Below are 20,190 nucleotides of genomic sequence, written 5' to 3'. Positions count from 1 at the left end.
ATAATGGATAATGGATAATGGATAATGGATAATGGATAATGGATAATGGATAATGGATAATTGATAATTGATAATGGATAATTGATAATGGATAATTACCTCTGGTTAAAACCATACGGGAATTGAATATCAGGAAATATCCTGGTACTTTTTTATCCTTAAAAAGGAGAGGCTTTAAAGGGTGAATTATTTAATATATTAATTATTAATTATTCGGTAAGCGAAATAAATATCCTTGAATTATGGATTATTGAAATTATTGCTGCGGTCTAGAATCATTTATATGTGTTACCAACTTATATTTCATTTCACTTATACGATTTCTAAAAATGAATGTTTTAGTAAGCATTCAGTTCTTAGCAGTCAGCTATCAGCAAATATTTTGCCCAAAATCCCAGGTTTTTGAGCTAGATTTTAGTCATTTTATTGCACTTTTTTCAAGCTTTCGCAGCACTTCTCAACTTATGATATCTATTAGTTATAGATTTATGTAGCAATTCTTACTTAGGGTTTGCTGAACAAGTCTTATGAGTAAGGGTAGGAGACAGGAGACAGGAGACAGGAAGAATGGGGAATGTAGAGAAGGCAGGAGTTAGAACTATTCCTCAATTTCTCTGTCCAAATCTTGCTGTTAATACTGACTTTTTGAGGCTTTTCAACTCAAATAAACGCACTTTTTCCAGACTTAAAAATGCCAAAAGCTTTATCTGTAGAAACTTTCAGATTTATTCAGCAAATCTTACTTAATATACCTCTCCGGAAAAGAGCTAGTAGGGAGTAGGGAGAAATAATTGATTATTTCTAGGCTATAATTGATTTTATTTTTGATTATCGGAGATGTCTAATAGAAAAAAATGAAGATTGAGGAGAGTAGAGAGGTTCTTAGGAACCTCCCTATAGCTGTAGTAAATTAAACAATTTTTTTGTGTTTTTACCTAGGTTCAAAAACTTTTTTTTCAAGATATCTAGGCAAACTTTTGAGATTTTCTATTACCAGTCGATCGCTAAAAAAGTTGAGCAATAAATTCAATAAATTAAGTAGCTCTCAAACACTAAAAAAAAACGATAATTTTTAAAGCTGACTTACTTAATAGAACAATTAAAGTAACTTATCAAGTGCTGTCTTGTAAGTTTCATAAGGAGAAACCCCAACTATATTTTCCACAAGTTCACTACTTTTAAAAAACATCACTGCCGGAATACTACGAATACTGAATTTAGAGGCAGTTTCTTTGTTTTCAGAAATATCAAGTTTAACTACTTTGGCACGACCTTGATATTCTTCAGCTAGCTGGTCAATGTAAGGACTAATTTTCTTACATGGACCACACCAGGATGCAGTACAATCTACGACAAAGATTTCCTCAGAAGTTAAAAGTGTATCAAATTCACCGTCATTTATATAAGTTGCTGTACTCATTGAAATACCTGATATGATTAATTATTATTCATCATACATCACATAGGAATTATTCTCCTGGTAAGCTATTAATTTCTAGGTTTTTAGGAAAGAAGAAAAATAAGTTTTAGCGATCGCTTCGAGAAACTCTATAGATTTATATAGCAATCGTAAATTGGTTGTGAAAATTTTTATAACAGTTAATCTAAAGGAAAAATCTTTAAAATTATGACTCCTGTAGGAGCGATTCGTGAATCGCTCCTACCACCAAAATATTACAACTAAAATAGGATTGCTATAGATAGATCGTCTAAATTATTTTCTGATTATTTCGAGCATCAATCCATTGCTTGGCACGTTTAACTGCCTCTTGTCGAGAAGAAGCATAAGGTACTGCAACAACACAACCTAATTTATAATTAGCCCAAACTGCATAAGTAGGATATCCATTCATTTCACCTTGGTCAATTTCAACCTTCCAACCTTTATATTCAAAAGTAAGCATAATATGAGGAAAATCTGGTTCAATCATTATCTCTTCTTAACTAGAATTCTCAATATTGGCATCAGCAGTATAAACAGGTTGTACATTATAGCAATTTAAAAATATTTGATAAATTTCTCAAGCTAACTGTAATTTTCCCGATCTTTTTCACTCCTATGTCTAGGATTTAATTTTCCTCTATCTGAACACATTGATCCTATAACTTATAATCAAATAGCCATAATTTTAGCCATGAAAAAATTACAAAAATTATTACAAGCTTATCAAGAGTTAGCCTTGATTTTACTTAATACTTTTGTCTTTCTCGCAATACTCAATATTGGATTATGGGGAATTTTTCAAATCCAAGAATCTTTTTCTTTTACAAGTAATCCAGTATCTAGAAAATATGGCAATCCTAAATTAAAAAAAGTTTATCCCGATTTGAGTGAAGAAGCTATGGAGAAATTGCTAAATGAAACTTGGTCTAGGAAATATATCTACGAAGCTTTTACACAATTTAAAGAAAGACCTTATTCTGGGACTTATGTTAATGTTAGTTTAAATGGCTTCAGAATCACAAAAAATCAGGGTGCTTGGCCTCCAAATAGGAATAATTTTAATATCTTTATTTTTGGAGGATCTACAACATTTGGGTATGGAGTCAAAGATGAGCAAACTGTAGCATCATATTTACAGGAGTTTCTTTCAAATAAGCTAGAACGTAATGTTAAAGTCTATAACTTTGGTAGAGGAAATTACTATTCTACTCAAGAATTGATACTTTTACAAAGACTTTTGGTTTCAGGTTTCATTCCAGATGTGGCAGTTTTTGTAGATGGCTTAAATGACTTTTATTATTATAATGATCGACCTTTGTATACAAAAAGATTCCAATCCTTTGTCGATGCTGAAGGAAAAAAAGAAAGTTTGGAGTTGTCGCTATTGAAGAAATTGCCAATGACAAAACTGGCTAAATTTCTCAAAGATAGAGTTAGCACAAATTTAACAAATAAAGAAAAAGAGAAAGAGAAAGATTTTGATGAAGATATATACAATGATAAATCTCTAATTGATAATATAGTTAATAGATACCTAAATAATAAAAAACTAATTGAGGCAGTAACTGCTGCCTATAATGTATCCCCTGTATTTGTATGGCAACCAGTCCCTACTTACAAATACAACCTGAATTACCATTTATTTGCTGGAAACCATTTCGGCAAACACAGTTACTCAAAATACGGATATCAGTATATGGCGAAACTTATTGAGGAAAAACCTTTAGGGGATAATTTTCTTTGGTTAGCAGACATACAAGAAAAATTACAAGAGCCACTATATGTTGATAAGGTTCATTATTCTGCAAAAATGAATGAGATGTTAGCTCTTAATATAGCTAATTTGCTACTAGAAAGTAATCTTTTAATGAAGGATAAGAAAACAATAGTTGATTCTGCTTTAATAAAACAATAGAAAAAGTAATATCCCCTTAATTTTAACTATAGATTCTCTATATTTCCATAAGCAGCGTAAACAGCTTTTACATTATACCAATTTAAAAATATCCGAGAAATTTCCAAAGCTAACTGTGATTTTCCTCGGTCAATTAACCATTGCAAAAAAATAGCCATTGTCTTTTCATTTAATTTGCCACCCAATGACAAAATCCCCCATAAAAATCTATGTATCCAAGTCATTTGAATCATCATTTTAACTTCCCAAGTTGGATGTTTTTGATAAAACAAAACTCCCATTTTTCCTCTTTGAATTTCTCTTTCAATCATTCCTGGTAATTGTTCTAAAGAAAAAGGAGGATGCCAATGATAACCAACAGCATCCGGGCATTTAATTAATTTTAAACCCAATTTTTTCAACCTAACTCCCAACTCCAAATCTTCCCAACCATACTGTTGAAAACGAGCATCAAAGAACCCTGCTTCAATTAACCAATGACGAGCGATCGCCACATTTCCTGTCGCAAAAAAAGCTGCTGAAAAATCTGTTAATTTATAAGGCTCTGAAGTAGGAAAATCAAAATTACAAGTATTTATTACTCTGCCATAAGTAAATACATTGTCTGAGCCTGAACTAACTAAACTATTTGCGTGTGATTGTAGAAAAGAATCTGTCACCACCAAGTCACTATCAATAAAAATAATAAAATCTCCTTTCGCCTTTTCAACCCCCAAATTTCGAGCTGCTGCTGGCCCTTGGTGAGATTGAACCAAAAGTTGGACATGAGGAAATTCCGTTGCTTTGGCCTTTAAGCAAGAGATAGTGTCATCTGTCGAACCATCATCAACAACTATTACTTCATATTGGGAGATAAGTTGGTCGTAAATCTGGTTTTCCAGAGCGCGAAGACATTTTTCTAAAATTTGTTTGCGATTATAAGTAGGAATAATTACACTGAAAAACATTTTTCTCCTGAGTGGGATAAAAAGGGAAATAAAGACTTAAGAAAAATTTATACTTTTTCTTGAATAGTGGGGTATGAAGTGTAAAGTCCCAGAATATAAAAAAACTATTCTATAACTATTGCCCTTGACAAACTCCTTAAATCATCTCCTTTGTCAGACTATATAGCAGTCGAAGCATACATAGCGCCTCGAGATTACTAAATGTTGTTTGCACAGCATTTAGGTATCGAAAACTTAGTCAGAGATTACTTGATTACTTATAACTTCTGACTTTTGTACGGGTGATTCACGTTTTGCATTCTGCAAAGCTTCACTTTTCATGTCGCGCAGCGTTTCGGCTCTCGCCGACATCAATGCGGAGCATGACAAACGGAAATCACCCCTACTGACTTGTCAATTTCGCATAGTGCTATATTTCCCACTTTTGTAAGTCCAACTATTAAGATAGACTCAAGAATCTGTACTTTACCTGACAATAATCATATAGTTTTAGTCTGATAATCAAAACTCAGTTGTTAATTTTACAGAAAAATCCATGAGTCGTGCCAATAAAGTTGTACTTGCTTATTCTGGTGGAGTAGATACCTCCGTTTGTATTCCCTACCTGAAAAATGAGTGGGGAGTCAAAGAAGTTATTACCCTTGCTGCAGATTTAGGTCAGGGAGATGAGTTAGAAGCAGTTCAGAAAAAAGCATTAGATTCGGGTGCAGTAGAATCTCTAGTAATAGATGTTATTGAACCTTTAATTAAAGAATATGCTTTTCCCGCTATTCAAGCAAATGCTCTGTATGAAAATCGCTATCCTCTGGCAACAGCATTAGCTCGACCTTTAATTGCCAAAATATTAGTAGATGCAGCAGAAAAATATGGTGCTGATGCTATTGCTCATGGTTGTACGGGAAAGGGTAATGACCAAGTAAGGTTTGATGTTGCTATTGCTGCACTAAATCCTCAAATTAAAATTCTAGCACCTGCGCGGGAGTGGGGAATGAGTCGGGAGGAGACTATTGCTTATGGTGAAAAATATGGCATTCCTGCTCCTGTGAAAAAATCTTCCCCTTACAGTATTGATAAAAATTTATTGGGGATGGCGATAGAAGCTGGTGAGTTGGAAGATCCCTGGGTAGAACCTCCAGAAGAAGTTTATGGAATGACCAAGGCGATCGCCGATACTCCTAACGAACCAGAATATATAGAGATTGGTTTTGAGAAAGGTATTCCTGTTAGTCTGAATGGTCAAGGTTTAGGTGGCATTGAGTTGATTACTCAACTTAATCAGATAGCGGGAAGTCATGGTATTGGTCGAATTGACATGATTGAAAACCGTCTAGTGGGGATTAAGTCACGAGAAATTTATGAGTCTCCAGCAATGTGGGTGTTAATTCAAGCGCACCGTGACTTAGAGAGTTTAACTTTGACTGCTGATGTAACTCGTTATAAGCGTGGTATTGAGGAAACTTACAGTCAGTTGGTTTATAACGGTTTGTGGTTTAGTCCGTTGAAGGGCGCGTTGGATGCTTTTATTCAGCAGACTCAGGAAAGGGTGACTGGTGTTGTGCGGGTGAAGTTATTTAAGGGTAATGCGATGGTTGTTGGTCGTCAGTCTGGTAATTCCTTGTATAGTTTTGACTTAGCAACTTATGGTGCGGAGGATGAGTTTGACCATAAAGCGGCGGAAGGATTTATTTATGTTTGGGGTTTGCCGACTCGTGTTTGGTCAGAGAAACTTCGAGGTTAAGAAATTGGCGATTTTTTAACTTTGATTAGTTGAATAGTTTTTTTCTGTAGGGAAGCAATCTCTAAAAATCGTGAGATTGCTTCCTTTAGTTTTGAATAGCAAAGATTTTTCTCCAGAAACTGAAATGCTTGAGGATATTTTAGCTATTTTGTATTTTTTTCTAAATATCATGTCCGGATAATCGCTGATAAAAAAGTTTTTGTTTGTAGTAGGGCTTCAGCCCGATATATACTTAGGGCTGAAGCCCTATTACAAACTTTAAAAATATTACAATTGAAATAGGATTGGTATACCAGTTTGAAAAAAGTGTTACAAATAATCAGTCTTATTATAGCGGTTTTCACAAAGGTAGACTACAAAATTTCTTCCTTCTCTCCTAGATAACTAAAGCCTTCTTCCTTTCAACCCAAATCTCTGTACTCTATATTAATGAAAACTGCTATAAAATACTTTAAAGGAGATATCCCTTTTACAAAAAAGATAATTTCTGACCTAAAAAATTATATTCAAACCATTTTTTATGACTCCTGATATCATGTCCGCTGGTATCGTTTGTGTAAAAGTTAGGGTAAATATCTACAGGAAATTTAAGTTTTTTCCAGCTTTTAAGCCTTCTTCCTTCTTACTTCTTCCTTCTTCCTTACCCTTACTTACAATACTGATGCTACCGGACTTGATATGACTCCTGAATCATCTCTAGTTATTTCTAATCAGTGATAGAAAAGTTTTTGTTTGTAGTAGGGCTTTAGCCATAAGTTATGGATAGGGCTGAAGCCCTACTACAAACTTTAATTATAACTATTCAACCGGACATAATCTAAGCATAAATAAACGCAACTTACAGCACTTTTTTTATATAGCAGATTAATTATGACTAATTACATATACCAGGTAGGTGGTAGTCTAAATACAAATTCTCCCACTTATGTTATTCGTAAAGCTGACACTGAAATTTATCAAGCTTTAAAAAGAGGAGAATTTTGTTACGTTCTTAACTGCCGACAAATGGGTAAATCTTCCCTATTAGTCCGCACTCAAGATCGACTTAAAGAAGAAGGCTTTAAATGTGCCACTGTAGATATGACTAATATTGGCAGTGAAAATATTACACCTCTACAATGGTATAAAGGTATAGTCACTGACCTCTCTCGTAGTTTCAAACTGACAAGGAAAGTTCCGTTAAAAAAATGGTGGGAAGAAATAGGAGAAATATCGTTATTACAAAAATTAAGTAAATATATTTCTGATGTACTTTTAGTAGAATTTCCCACAGAAAATATTTGTATTTTTATTGATGAAATTGATAGTATTCTCAGTTTAGGTTTTCCTATAGATGATTTCTTTACTTTGATTCGTTACTGTTATAATCAAAGGGCTATTAACCCAGAATATAATCGCATAACTTTTGCCATATTTGGAGTTGCCACACCATCAGATTTAATCCAAGACCGGAAAAGAACCCCATTTAATATTGGTACAGCGATAGAATTACATGGATTTACCCTAGAAGAAATAGCTCCATTAGCAACTGGATTAGAAGTTAAAGAAGGCAATACTAAATTAATCCTCCAACAAATTTTAGCATGGACAGGAGGGCAACCATTTCTCACACAAAAGTTATGCGATTTAGTAGTAACTACCAGTCACGATGCAGCAGCAGGAATAGTCACAATTCCACCAGGACAAGAAGCATTTTGGGTAGAGAGTATTGTCAGAACAAAGGTTTTATATAACTGGGAATCTCAAGACGAACCAGAACATTTAAGAACTATTAAAAACCGCATAGAGTATTATCCAGAAAAGTTGGGAAGATTATTAGGAATATATAATGAAATTCTCTTAGGCAAAGAAGTAAGAGTAGACGATAATCAGGAACAAATAGAATTAATTTTGTCTGGTTTGGTCGTCAAAGAATCAGGATTTATCAAGGTCAAAAATCGGATATATGAAGAAGTATTTAACTTAGAATGGGTAAATCAAAAATTAAGTTTACTGCGACCTTATAATCAGACTTTTGATGCTTGGATAAAATCGGAAAAACAGGATAGTTCACGACTATTAACAGGAAATGCTTTAGTTGATGCTCAACTGTGGGCACATGGTAAAAGTTTAAGTGATTTAGATTATCAATTTTTGGCTGCTTCCGTGGCATTAGATAGAGAACAGGTGCAATTAAATTTAGAAGCTGCAAGAACTAAAGAAGTAGAAGCTAGGTTAATAGAAGAACAAAAAAGATTAGAAGCAGAAAAACAAAAAGTTATTCAAGAGAAAAAAACAGCCAAACTTCAAAGATTTTTACTCGGAACATTAAGTATGGCATTATTAGTTACTGTCGGGTTAGGAGTAATAACTTTTCAGCAATATCGTAAAGCATTACAAAGTGAAAATCAAGCCAGACTTAGTGAAATTAAAGCTTTAATTGCTGCTGCAAAGGGGAGTTTTGCATCAGAACAGAAATTAGACGCATTGATACAAGCAATAAAAGCACAAAAAAAGTTACAAGAGTATCGTTACAAAAATCAGCTACAGCCAGAAATAGAAGCTCAAGTAAAGTTAGCATTGCAAAGAGCTATATATACAGCAGATGAATATAACCGCCTCATTGGGCATAAACATCGAACATTAAAAATTGCTATCAGCAATGATGGAGAAATGATGGCTACCAATGATGAAAAAACTATAAAACTCTGGCAGAAAAATGGTAAGTTGTTGCCAACTATATTTGAACATCCTACAGCAATTTGGGAATTAGCTTTTAGTCCCGACGATAAAATCATCGCATCTGCTACAGCAGATGGTAAAATTAGGCTCTGGCATCAAGATGGCAAATTACACAAAGTTCTGAATGCGCATGATGCCAAAGTTTATGGAGTCGCCTTTTCTCCCAATGGAGAGACTATCGCATCTGCTGCAGGAGATAGCACTGTTAAACTTTGGCATCGAGACGGCACATTACTTAGAACCCTCACCGGACATCAGGAAAGAGTTTGGGCGGTTGTTTTTAGTCCTGATGGCGAGACACTTGCTAGCAGTTCCACAGATAGAACTGTCAAAATATGGCATCAAGATGGTAGGTTATTAAGAACTTTGAAAGCACATAATACAGTAGTTTTCGACGTTGCTATTAGTCCAGATGGGGAAATATTAGCATCTGCTGCTGCGGATAAAACAGTGAAACTTTGGCACAAAGATGGCAGGTTGCTTAAAACTATTAGGGGTCATACAGACGTAGTTCGGAAAGTAGTTTTTAGTCCTGACGGTAAAACTTTAGCTTCTGCTTCTGACGATAAAACAGTTAAAGTTTGGTCTCTAGACGGACAGTTACTCAAAACTTTCACTGGTCATCAGGATAAAGTGTGGGGACTTGTTTATGCTCCTGATGGTCAGACTTTAATATCATCTGCCACAGATCAAACTGTAAAATTATGGAAGCCATTCAGCAGTTTATTTTTGCCCCTCATAGGTCATCGTAATAGGGTTTGCGGGGTTGCGTTTAGTCCTGATAGTAAAGTGGTTGCTACTACTTCGTCAGATAAAACAATTAAACTTTGGCATCGAAATGGTGAATTGATAACAACTCTGACAGGACATGAAGGAAGAACTTGTGGAGTTGCTTTTAGTCCTGATGGTAAAACTTTAGCTTCAGCTAGTGATGATAGAAAAATGAGATTTTGGTCTTTCGATGGAGAACTCCTGAAGACTATTGATACTAGACATCAAGAAGGTATTTGGAGAATTGTTTTTAGTCCTGATGGTAAAACTTTAGCTACAATTTCATGGGATACTACTATTAAACTCTGGAGTCAAGATGGGGAGTTATTGAATACTTTAAAGGATCATACTAACTCAGTTGTAGGAATAGCTTTTAGTCCTGATGGCGAAATCATTGCTTCTGCTTCTATGGACTCTACTGTTAAGCTCTGGTCTAGAAAAGGAGAATTATTGAAAACTTTGAGCGGTCATCGTGCATCAGTTTGGGGGGTTGCTTTTAGTCCTGATGGAAAGATAATTGCTTCTGCTTCTGAAGATGGCACAATTAAACTCTGGGAGAGGAACGGAGGACTGATCGAGAGCATCGAAAATAACGAGACTCCTACTTGGGAAGTTACCTTTAGTCCTGATGGAAAGATAATTGCAACTACTTCTGCAGATAATACAGTTAAGTTATGGCATAAAGATGGTAGGTTGCTCAAAACTCTGTTTGGACACACCACAACCATAAATGGAATTGCCTTCAGTCCAGATGGTAAACAAATTGCCTCGGTGAGCCAAAAACAAGGCATGATTTGGGATCTAGAAAATATTCTCAAGTTAGATGAACTAACCTATGCTTGTAACTGGGTGCGTAATTATTTGCAAACTAATAGTGAAATTGAAGAAAGTGATAGAGGTTTATGTCATTAATGAATAATGGATAATTATAAATTATTAGGAGAGGCTTTAAAGCTTTGGGGATTAATTAGGGTTTCCTGATTAAATATCAAAAAACTGGCAGATAAAGGTATTGGCGATTTTAGGTGATGAAAAAGTACCAGTTTTTGGGTGAAAAAAGCTCAAAAAGTGAAGATTTTGAGGTAAAGGGAAACAGAAAAATTAAGGGGCTATTTTTCGACCACTTCTTCTGTAACTCCCAGTTCATCTTGACTCTTAATACCAATTCACTTTAAGGATGTCACAAATAGTTTCAAACTTTAAATGTCAAATAATTGCCTGAAACTGTTGTTTTATCAAAGTTTTTAGCAATCGCAAATCTGGCATTCTCAATTCTCAATTTAGTGAAACAGTATTACTCCCCAAAATTGAGAAAAGGACTAATACTAATGCGATCGCGTCCTTGCTCTTTAGATTGATAAAGTGCTTCATCCGCTGCCCTAACTAATATAGCAGGATTATCTTGATAATTAGGAACAGTACAAGCTACTCCCATACTAACAGTAACAATACCTAGTGTCACCTTAGATTTAATATTTTTAATTCCTAAATATTTAATGGCATTGCTGATTTTTGTAGCTACATAAAATGTACCTTTTGTATCAACTTGAGGCAAAATTATGACAAATTCTTCACCTCCATAACGTGCCATTATATCTGCTGGTCGCTTCAAGCAATTACAGATTGTTCGGGAAACTTCTTGTAAACAATTATCTCCAGCTTGATGCCCATAAGTATCATTATAAAGTTTGAAACAGTCAATATCTAATAAAATCAAAGATAAGGGCATTTGTTCGCGAGCCATTCTTTGCCATTCTAAATTCAGATGTTCATCGAAGTAACGGCGATTATAAGTTTCAGTTAGAGAGTCAATATTGACCAAATTTTTTAACTTTTTGTTTTCTTGTTCTAATTGTTCGAGGCGATCTTGATTCTCTAGTTCCATTCTGTTAATTTCTTCCTGGAAGTAAATCCGATACAACTCACAAGAATATATGCACTCATTGCCATTTAATTTTACTAAGCCTAAACTATCTAACTGGTAAACAAGTATATTTTCTAAACGGATACTATTTTTTTCTCTGATAATCTTTTTAAATGCAGCTAAAAGTTCTGGTTTTTCCTGTAAATATTCCCATAAATTTCGTAAATGGTTATTATAAATTCCAGTATGAGTAGGAGCTTCTAATAACAACTGCTCTAAACTCATATTTTGTTGACATAAATAATAAAGAGCTAGACGTACTAAATAAGGATGTCCCCCTACCATTGCCATTAATTGTTCTGCTTCATTTCCCTCTGACCAATCTAGTCCGTGAACAAGTGCTAATTTTTTAATTTGTTCTAGATTAAATTCTGGGAGCTTAATTTGTAATCCTATGTTAAATGGAGATTGATTTATATTTAACTTAATATAAATTTCTGTGGAGTGAACTACTATCAATCTCAGGTTTTCAAATATGTCATTTTGTTGGGCTTTTTCGTACCAAAAGCGTAACATAGGGAAAAAATCTTGAGCAATTTTGATATGTTCAAATAATATATTTACCTCATTTAAGATTAAAACAATTGGAGTCTCAATTTCTGTCAGTAAATATTCTTCAAAATAGAGGGTAGAACTTACTTTACTACCAATATCTTCATCCCAAAAATCATCTAAAATATTATCAATTTTCAGTTGTAAACTAACATTTGCACAAAACCAACGTAAAAATTTATTCAAATTACTAAAAACTGACTCATCAGCTTGTTGAAAATCTATATTGACAGTTTTGTAGCTAATTTCTTGAGCATAAACAATAATTCGATTCACAAGAGAACTTTTTCCCATTTTTTTCGGCCCTCGAATCCTGATAACGTTCCCTGGTTGGCAAATAGCATTATAAGCTTCTTCTTCAATAGGGGGGCGTTCCATATAAAATTTTGAATTAAGGGGAACTGGACCACTGGGAAATTCTAGAGATTGAGTTGGATATGTCATTTCAGTTATCAGGTAAATGAGTTTACTATTGGAGATTTGACTAATTCAGTATTAATGTTTGGATTAGGTACAATATAAATTTTTGATCTTGAAAAAAATTTTAATTAACTTAATACTACAGCTTTTATCAACATTGATGCACTACCAAAGTTTTTTATTTTAGGCAACATAAAACAGAAAATAAACAACAAAAAATAGAAAATAGGCAACAGCAATGTAGCCAAATTTGTCGTGAACATCTAAAATGAAGTTTCTTTATAACTGATTATCTGAACTTGATATTAAAGGTTAATAAATCGATAATTTTTCAAATTTTATTAGTTGTTTAGGGATAAGATATTAGTCTGTACATTAATAATTGCAAATATATAGCAATATAATTTGAGTTGTGAGATATTCGAGATTGTTCGGGAATAGGGAACAGGGAACAGAGAAGAAGGAAAAAATGTATATAAATTAATAATATAACTGCTATAATCTCTTCTTTTAAGAAACACTTCAATTCTCACATCTGATTCCTGATTCCTATATATGATCTCTACAAAATAAGTAGAGATGTTGTACCCAACATCTCTACTTTAATTGAAAGTCGATCAAAAATCTTTATGGTTTGCTGAAAAAATCTTATAAGTGAGGGGAGGAGTCAACCCACCCCTAACCCCTCCCTAGAGCTATCCCTTATAAGGAACTCCTAAAACCCTTTTTTGATAGGGGGATGGGGAGATGGGAGGTGGGGGGAGAGTAAGCGCATTCATTACGACTTGCAGGAAAAAAAACGTATTTTTAAATACATTTATTCTTCCTAAATATCCATTGAATAGCAAATGCATAACTTCTCTGCGCATGTCAAATTTTATGTTAAGAAAGATGTTTATAAAGCATAGCTCCCTTGAGGGGGATCAGGAGTCAGAAGAAATGGGAATTATAGATGAGGTAGTCGGAAAAATTTTCCCTTGATTTTTCTCCTATAATCATCCCAAAATACTGGCTTTTTGAGCTTTTTCCACTCCAAAAAGGCTACAGCCTTTATCTGTACAATGCTTTTAGATTTAATCAGCAAACCCTATTTCTGATCAAAAAATAAATTCGATCTAAATTGGATTAGCTTCTAAAGACAAGGAATAATTTGTATTACCGTCAAACTGAGAAACTCTGACAAAATAATTACCCTCTGGCAAGAAATCCAAAGCTATTGTCTCATCAACATTGCCAACATTTCTTGACTCAGCAAAAACTTCTAAAGCTTCTACAACTCCATTATTATTAATATCCTCAATTAACTCTATATCTGCATCCCCACTCAAACCACTTAATACCACATCTAAACTACTAGAAGTATTCAAAATAAAATTATAAATATCAACTGGATTTCCATCTCCAACAAAATCATTCACTCCTGCCGTTCCTAAAACACCTAAATTATCAGTAAGATTCAATAAATCATCTCGAAAATCTGGAGGCGTACTCAAACGATTTTGTGGCAAACCGACTACAATAAAATGTTGAATTGCACTGGCAAATATACCATTATTTAATAATTCCACTACATCAGGATTTTCAGTAAGATAAAATCCTGTATCAAACAAAATACTAGGGTCACGAAATTCAAATTGACCAAATCTGACAAAATGTTCAAAAGGAGTTAAATTTGCTGATTCTAATGCTGTAGCTAACTCCGGATCTGAGATATAAAAAGCATTATTAAAAATCGGACTAGGGTCGCGAAATTCAAATTGACCAAATTCTAGAAAATGTTCTACTGCAGTTAACCTACCTTCTTGAGTAGCAGCAAGTACACCAGTATTAGTTTCTAGATAAAAGCTAGTATCAAATAAAGCGTTTGGGTCTCGATTTTCAAATTGACCGACATTTAGAAAATGTTCTAATCCACTACTAAAATTTCCCGCAGCAATTTCATCTATAACATCGGGATTTAAGGCCAAATAAAAATTTTCATCAAATAGAGTGTCAATAGTTAACATTATCTTAAAATTTTCCTTTTGAGTTTATTGGTAGTGTTATCTTACTACAGTCATAATATTTATCTATAAACATTAAATACAAAATTAATACTTAATAATTAAAGGATTTAAACTATGGCTAAATCTTCCTTGATGAAAATGCTGCGTCATGCTTATAGCATTGCCAAAATGTCTAGAAAAACAGGTATTCCCACTGATGAATTATTGGGGATGGTGAGAGAAGCGAAAGGTAGAAACTTTCGGACTACTCGCCGTCGCTTGTTACAAGGAGGTTTAGGATTTGCTGGAGCAATGGCAGCGTCTAATTTCTTCAAGGGTGGGGAAAGGGCAATGGCTCAAACAACACCTATATTAATAGTAGGTGCTGGAATTGCGGGATTAACTGCAGCTTATCGTCTAACTCAAGCCGGAGTACCAGTCAATGTGATTGAAGCTAGGAATAGAGTAGGTGGTAGGATTAGAAGTATCTCTAAAATTGCTGGAACAAGTATTGATGCTGAGTTAGGAGCTGCCTATATTGACACTGACCATGTTTGCATTCGTGACTTAGCGGCAGAACTAGGATTGACAGAATTTGATCTAGTAGCGAATGAGGAAGGATTAATCCCAGAAATTTACTTTGCTGAGGGTAGGAGTATTCCTCTAGAAGAAATTATTAATGATTTTGCCCCTGTTGCCGAACAAATAGATCAGACTCTGATAGCAATTGATAATTTTGAAGATTATACGACTTTTGACGAACCTACTGCAGCTATAGATAATCTTTCAATTGCCGAATATCTAGAAAGTATTCCTACTAGCACAACTTTGCGACAGCTTCTTGGAGTAGCTTACAATGCTTTCTATGGTTTAGATGCTCAGGAACAGTCGAGTTTAAATCTAATATATGTTATTGGTACTGAACCCGATACATTTCAATTATACGGTACCAGTGACGAACGTTATCGAATTATTGGTGGTAATAGTCAAATTATTAATAATCTTGCTAATCTTTTACAAGGTTCCATTGAAACTAGCACAGTGCTAGAAGCAATAACAAGTTTGTCAGATGGTAGTTATAGAGTAAGTTTGAGGTCTGGAGAAAGGACTTTTGACCGTACTTATGAAAGAATTTTGTTAACTATACCTTTTCCGGTACTCCGGCAGGTTCAACTCAACGTCGATCTACCACCAGTCAAAAGATTTGCTATTGATAATTACGGTTTTGGTACAAATTCTAAGTTACATATCGCTTTTAATAACCCAGTTTGGCGGACTCGGTTTGGTTCAAGTGGGGAAACTTATGCAGATTTAGGGTTTCAAAATACACGAGAAGTTGCGCCAACAAGTCCGACTACCGAGGGTGTACTGGAAATTTTGGCTGGTGGAAATTTAGGGGTAGTTTTAGGTAGCGGGACTCCAGAAGACCATGCACAACGCTTTTTGCCAGAGCTTGATTTGGTATATCCGGGAATAAGTAGCGATCGCATCGGTCGCGCCTCTCGCGCTTATTGGCCTGGAGAATTATATACTCAGGGTTCATATACCTGTTATCGACCAGGGCAATATGTTCAGTTTTTTGGTGTTGAAGGTGAAAGAGTAGGCAATTTATTTTTTGCTGGCGAACACACTTCTTTAGATTTTTCTGGTTATATGGAGGGTGCTTGTGAGACTGGTGAAATAGCTGCGATGGAAATTTTAGATGATTTGGGTTTAGCTCCTGCTGTTGAAGCACTAAGGATTAAACAGTCTTTATCAGTAAGTCCTGGTGGTCGTCGAGGGCGAGGACCTAGAGCTAATAATATTCGTGACAACCGAAATTTACCAACAGTACCAAGATTACCAAGGTAGGAATTGCTGCTTAATTAGTTAGAAAATTTGTTTAACTATGAAGAATTTATCTTTGACTAAAATTTGCATACTAGCTTTTTTATCTTGGAGTTTTACTGGTAGCTCTTTATTAGCTCAAAATTATTCTCAGCTTGATAACCCAATTTGCTATATGGAAACTACAGAGGGAAAAACTATTAATTTAGTCGATCTCTGTGGCAACCAAGAAGCTATTGATGAAACTAAAAAAGTTAGCTGTAAATCAGAAGAAGTTAAAGCTACAGAAATACCGATTAGTAATGTTAACTATGATGGCAATTTTTTAACAGGCAAAGTTGCTAACAAAAGCTGTCAAATTGTGAAACTAATTAAAGTAAATTATCAAGTATTAGATGATGGAGGTAATATTATTGATAATGGTTATATTTATGCTCAACCTGCCACCGTTGAACCAGGAAAAGTAGCATCTTTTAAAGGTAATATTTCTCCAGGAGCTAAAGTAGAAACAACTTTTGTGGAATGGAAGTAAAGAGGAAATTTAGAATTTAGAATTTAGAATTCAGAATTTAGAAGTTAAAAAAATAATATGGGGGTACTTAACAGTATTAGAAATTATTTTGCTTGAATTTTTTTGTTGATTGAGGCAATTGCTTACAGTTGATTTGCATAATTGTAAGCCTCTTTCTGCAAGTCAAATATTTGCATTTGTTTTTCTATCAACATTAGTATTTTCCTTGAGTCTTTAATTGTATATTTTGCTTGTTTTGTTTGAAATTTTTCAGCAATTATGATTATCTGTTCGTGTACAATCTTTCGTTGTTGAAAGAACTTGATTCTGTTTGGAAGTTCGTTAAATGTTTCTACATTTTTTTTTCTTGTATACCTCATCCTAAGTCTAAGGTACTGAGGATTGAATTGTCGAATAAATAATAAGAATAATAATAAACACAACTTAGCAAAAAGTATACAGTCTTCTGGAAATAATTTATAATTTTTCAACTTAAAAGGTAGGTATTGTACACTGCAAACAAAAATCTCCACAAATTCTTCTTTGAAAGTTTTATAACCCCAAAAATTAACTTGGAAATGTTTGCTTGAAAACTCTTTGAGGGCGTGTCTCAGATTTTCTCTTTCATTCATACAACCAAGACAATAAATATATCCAAGATATGCCAAACATAATCGTTCATTTTTTTCCAAACTTATAGCATTTCTAAAACACCTGCGTGCTTCATATATATAAAAAAATTTGCTTTCGATATTATCGGTTCTTTCACTACTTTGTAAGTCTCTAATACCTGAATTCAACTCTTTGTTTATCAATTTGTCTATTTTGACATTTAAAGGTTCTATAAAACCAGTTAATTCTGCTATTTTTAGACCTGAATTACAACCTTGAGCTAATAATGAAATACTAAAATCAACCATAATAATATAATTAAATAAATAGCTTTTTAGAGACTATAAAACATAATCTCATAGTTGGATACATAGAAATATATAATATCAAATGCCCTTGCTTTCTTGGAAAATAAGATTCTATCCTCAGTAATTATCAAAATACTAGAAAATAAGGAGTTTAGAGACCAAACCCCTACGGCTTCTTTGGCACATATATGATCTTCGTAAAAATTTTGCTATTTATGTTACTATCTTCCGGTGAAAATCTACAAAAATAATTAAGTTCTTCCTTTTTTCTTCTTCCTTCTTCCTTCTTCCTTCAGTTAAATTCTAAAAAAATCTTATATATATTTCATATACCATAATACATTGATAATCTGGACACAAAGGAATGTATTGTAGCCAGGACTATCAAGGTATGTACGAAAAAATAACTCCTCCAACTACAGGATCTAAAGTCACTTTCAGTAACGGTCAACCTAATATTCCCGATGACCCCATTATTCCATTTATTCGAGGCGATGGTACAGGGGTAGATTTGTGGCCAGCATCTCAAAAAGTCTTTGACGCAGCGATCGCTACTGCCTACGGAAATAAACGCAAAATTAATTGGTTTAAAGTCTACGCTGGAGATGAAGCGTGTGACAAATATGGCACTTTCCAATATTTGCCGGAAGATACTCTCGCTGCCATTAGAGAATATGGTATTGCCATTAAAGGTCCCCTGACAACTCCCATCGGTGGAGGTATTCGTTCCCTAAATGTGGCGTTGCGTCAAATTAACGATCTATATGCTTGCGTTCGCCCTTGTAGATATTATGCGGGTACGCCTTCTCCTCACAAAACACCGGAAAAATTAGATGTCATCATTTATCGGGAAAATACGGAAGACATTTATTTAGGAATAGAGTGGCGTGAGGGAACTGATATTGCTAGCAAGTTGATTGACATTTTAAACAAAGACTTAATTCCTGCTACTCCTGAACATGGTAAAAAGCAAATTCGCCTTGACTCTGGTATTGGGATCAAACCTGTGAGTAAAACTGGTTCCCAACGTTTAGTAAAACGTGCTATCCAAAATGCTTTGCGTTTACCTAAGTCTAAACAAATGGTGACTTTGGTACATAAGGGTAATATTATGAAGTACACCGAAGGCGCATTTCGTGACTGGGGTTATGAATTAGCAACTACAGAATTTCGTCAAGAATGTGTTACTGAAAGAGAATCTTGGATACTTTCTAATAAGGAGGAAAATTCTAATATTAGTAGTGAGGAAAATGCTCGGAAAATTGACCCTGGTTATGATGCTTTAACACCAGAAAAACAAGCTGAAATTTGCCAAGAAGTTGAGAATGTATTGGCAGCTATTTGGGATAGTCATGGGGATAGAAAATGGAAAGATAAAATAATGGTAAATGACCGAATTGCTGATAGTATTTTCCAACAAATTCAAACTCGACCAGGGGAGTATTCTATTCTGGCAACTATGAATTTGAATGGGGATTATTTATCTGATGCTGCTGCTGCTATTGTTGGTGGTTTAGGTATGGGTCCTGGTGCCAATATTGGTGATGAATGTGCTATTTTTGAAGCAACTCATGGTACGGCTCCAAAACACGCAGGTTTAGATAGAGTCAACCCTGGTTCTTTGATTCTTTCTGGTGTGATGATGTTGGAATATATGGGTTGGCAAGAAGCTGCGGATTTGGTTAAGAAAGGTCTTGAGGTTGCTATTTCTAATGGTGAGGTAACTTATGATTTGGCAAGGTTAATGGAACCACCTGTACCACCTTTGAAATGTTCTGAATTTGCTGATGCAATTATCAAGCATTTTAAATAATTAATAATGGATAATGGATAATGGATAATTGATAATGGATAATTGATAATTGATAAGCACTTACACAGAGTTATTTACACAAACAATGCCTCATAGAGTAAGGGTTTTACTCTCTAAAATGTGTAATTAATTTTGTTTACCTGCTTAATTGATAATTGATAATTAGAGATAGTTTTTATTGTCTACTATTGATTATCTATTATTCATTATCGACTATTTCTTCTATTACCTATAGAGCAATAATAGTTTCATTTTCTCAAGCACCTACGAGATTGAGGTGAGTAGTGAGAATTTCTCTTTTATTGCGTATAGAGCAATAATAGTTTCATTTTCTCAAGCACCTACGAGATTGAGGTGAGTAGTGAAATTTCTCTTCTATTGCGTATAGAGCAATAATAAAATTATTTTCTGAAGCTCCTCCATCTTGCAGGTGGATAGTGGGAATTTCTCTTCTATTGCGTATAGAGCAATAATAGTTTCATTTCCTGAAGCTTCTCCATCTTGCAGGTGGATAGTAGAATTTCTCTACTATTGCGTATAGAGCAATAATAAAATTATTTTCTGAAGCACCTGCGAGATGGAGATGAATAGTGAGAATTTCTCTACTATTGCGTATAGAGCAATAATAGTTTCATTTCCTGAAGCTCCTCCATCTTGCAGGTGGATAGTAGAATTTCTCTACTATTGCGTATAGAGCAATAA

General features: G+C 34.3%; 12 protein-coding genes. 6 read left to right on the top strand and 6 right to left on the bottom strand.

Annotated elements, in window-relative coordinates:
- Positions 1-1,099: 1,099 nt before the first annotated feature.
- Positions 1,100-1,420, bottom strand: a complete 321-nt coding sequence (locus ACP6PL_RS30355) for a thioredoxin family protein (RefSeq protein WP_426549100.1) — start codon at positions 1,418-1,420, stop codon at positions 1,100-1,102.
- A gap of 289 nt (positions 1,421-1,709) precedes the next feature.
- On the bottom strand, positions 1,710-1,931 hold the full coding sequence (locus ACP6PL_RS30350) for a hypothetical protein (RefSeq protein WP_426549099.1): 222 nt from the start codon (positions 1,929-1,931) through the stop codon (positions 1,710-1,712).
- A 204-nt stretch (positions 1,932-2,135) separates the two neighbouring features.
- Here ACP6PL_RS30350 and ACP6PL_RS30345 point away from each other — a divergent pair, with 204 nt between their 5' ends.
- Entirely contained in the window at positions 2,136-3,359 is a 1,224-nt protein-coding gene (locus ACP6PL_RS30345; RefSeq protein ID WP_426549097.1) for an SGNH/GDSL hydrolase family protein, read from the top strand.
- 26 nt (positions 3,360-3,385) lie between these two features.
- Here ACP6PL_RS30345 and ACP6PL_RS30340 read toward each other — a convergent pair whose 3' ends face one another.
- Positions 3,386-4,306: a glycosyltransferase family 2 protein gene (locus tag ACP6PL_RS30340; RefSeq protein WP_426549096.1), complete on the bottom strand. Its 921-nt coding sequence runs from the start codon at positions 4,304-4,306 to the stop codon at positions 3,386-3,388.
- Between the two features lie 535 nt (positions 4,307-4,841).
- On the opposite strand from ACP6PL_RS30340, the gene ACP6PL_RS30335 reads away from it, so the two are divergent.
- Both ACP6PL_RS30335 and ACP6PL_RS30330 read left to right on the top strand, forming a co-directional pair.
- Positions 4,842-6,044, top strand: coding sequence for an argininosuccinate synthase (locus ACP6PL_RS30335; RefSeq protein ID WP_426549095.1), 1,203 nt, complete (start codon positions 4,842-4,844; stop codon positions 6,042-6,044).
- Between the two features lie 870 nt (positions 6,045-6,914).
- The gene (locus tag ACP6PL_RS30330; protein ID WP_426549094.1) at positions 6,915-10,448 is read left to right on the top strand and encodes a WD40 domain-containing protein; all 3,534 of its coding nucleotides are present in this window, start codon (positions 6,915-6,917) and stop codon (positions 10,446-10,448) included.
- Between the two features lie 382 nt (positions 10,449-10,830).
- Here the strand turns inward: ACP6PL_RS30330 and ACP6PL_RS30325 are convergent, their stop codons facing one another.
- Together ACP6PL_RS30325 and ACP6PL_RS30320 are read right to left on the bottom strand one after the other, a co-directional pair.
- Positions 10,831-12,456: an AAA-like domain-containing protein gene (locus tag ACP6PL_RS30325; RefSeq protein ID WP_426549093.1), complete on the bottom strand. Its 1,626-nt coding sequence runs from the start codon at positions 12,454-12,456 to the stop codon at positions 10,831-10,833.
- 1,091 nt (positions 12,457-13,547) lie between these two features.
- On the bottom strand, positions 13,548-14,438 hold the full coding sequence (locus tag ACP6PL_RS30320; RefSeq protein ID WP_426549092.1) for a PPC domain-containing protein: 891 nt from the start codon (positions 14,436-14,438) through the stop codon (positions 13,548-13,550).
- Between the two features lie 114 nt (positions 14,439-14,552).
- Between ACP6PL_RS30320 and ACP6PL_RS30315 the strand changes: the two genes are divergently transcribed.
- Together ACP6PL_RS30315 and ACP6PL_RS30310 are read left to right on the top strand one after the other, a co-directional pair.
- Positions 14,553-16,268, top strand: a complete 1,716-nt coding sequence (locus ACP6PL_RS30315; RefSeq protein WP_426549091.1) for a flavin monoamine oxidase family protein — start codon at positions 14,553-14,555, stop codon at positions 16,266-16,268.
- A 37-nt stretch (positions 16,269-16,305) separates the two neighbouring features.
- Positions 16,306-16,776 (top strand): FxLYD domain-containing protein, encoded by a 471-nt coding sequence (locus ACP6PL_RS30310; protein ID WP_426549090.1) that lies wholly within the window; start codon positions 16,306-16,308, stop codon positions 16,774-16,776.
- A 122-nt stretch (positions 16,777-16,898) separates the two neighbouring features.
- Here the strand turns inward: ACP6PL_RS30310 and ACP6PL_RS30305 are convergent, their stop codons facing one another.
- Entirely contained in the window at positions 16,899-17,675 is a 777-nt protein-coding gene (locus tag ACP6PL_RS30305) for a hypothetical protein (RefSeq protein WP_426549089.1), read from the bottom strand.
- A 391-nt stretch (positions 17,676-18,066) separates the two neighbouring features.
- Between ACP6PL_RS30305 and ACP6PL_RS30300 the strand changes: the two genes are divergently transcribed.
- On the top strand, positions 18,067-19,488 hold the full coding sequence (locus tag ACP6PL_RS30300; RefSeq protein ID WP_426549088.1) for an NADP-dependent isocitrate dehydrogenase: 1,422 nt from the start codon (positions 18,067-18,069) through the stop codon (positions 19,486-19,488).
- Positions 19,489-20,190: the final 702 nt, after the last annotated feature.

The organism is Dapis purpurea BLCC-M126, from assembly GCF_050015975.1.
Classification (GTDB): domain Bacteria; phylum Cyanobacteriota; class Cyanobacteriia; order Cyanobacteriales; family Microcoleaceae; genus Trichodesmium.
The sequence above is the reverse complement of the archived record's forward strand: the minus strand, read 5'-3'. Positions and strand labels throughout refer to the sequence as shown.

Excerpts from the sequence above, each read along its gene's own strand:
- ACP6PL_RS30345 (WP_426549097.1), top strand. The coding sequence starts at position 2,136 with ATGAAAAAATTACAAAAATTATTACAAGCTTATCAAGAGTTAGCCTTG.
- ACP6PL_RS30335 (WP_426549095.1), top strand. The coding sequence starts at position 4,842 with ATGAGTCGTGCCAATAAAGTTGTACTTGCTTATTCTGGTGGAGTAGAT.
- ACP6PL_RS30355 (WP_426549100.1), bottom strand. The coding sequence starts at position 1,420 with ATGAGTACAGCAACTTATATAAATGACGGTGAATTTGATACACTTTTA.
- ACP6PL_RS30330 (WP_426549094.1), top strand. The coding sequence starts at position 6,915 with ATGACTAATTACATATACCAGGTAGGTGGTAGTCTAAATACAAATTCT.
- ACP6PL_RS30310 (WP_426549090.1), top strand. The coding sequence starts at position 16,306 with ATGAAGAATTTATCTTTGACTAAAATTTGCATACTAGCTTTTTTATCT.
- ACP6PL_RS30300 (WP_426549088.1), top strand. The coding sequence starts at position 18,067 with ATGTACGAAAAAATAACTCCTCCAACTACAGGATCTAAAGTCACTTTC.
- ACP6PL_RS30325 (WP_426549093.1), bottom strand. The coding sequence starts at position 12,456 with ATGACATATCCAACTCAATCTCTAGAATTTCCCAGTGGTCCAGTTCCC.
- ACP6PL_RS30315 (WP_426549091.1), top strand. The coding sequence starts at position 14,553 with ATGGCTAAATCTTCCTTGATGAAAATGCTGCGTCATGCTTATAGCATT.
- ACP6PL_RS30305 (WP_426549089.1), bottom strand. The coding sequence starts at position 17,675 with ATGGTTGATTTTAGTATTTCATTATTAGCTCAAGGTTGTAATTCAGGT.
- ACP6PL_RS30340 (WP_426549096.1), bottom strand. The coding sequence starts at position 4,306 with ATGTTTTTCAGTGTAATTATTCCTACTTATAATCGCAAACAAATTTTA.
- ACP6PL_RS30320 (WP_426549092.1), bottom strand. The coding sequence starts at position 14,438 with ATGTTAACTATTGACACTCTATTTGATGAAAATTTTTATTTGGCCTTA.
- ACP6PL_RS30350 (WP_426549099.1), bottom strand. The coding sequence starts at position 1,931 with ATGATTGAACCAGATTTTCCTCATATTATGCTTACTTTTGAATATAAA.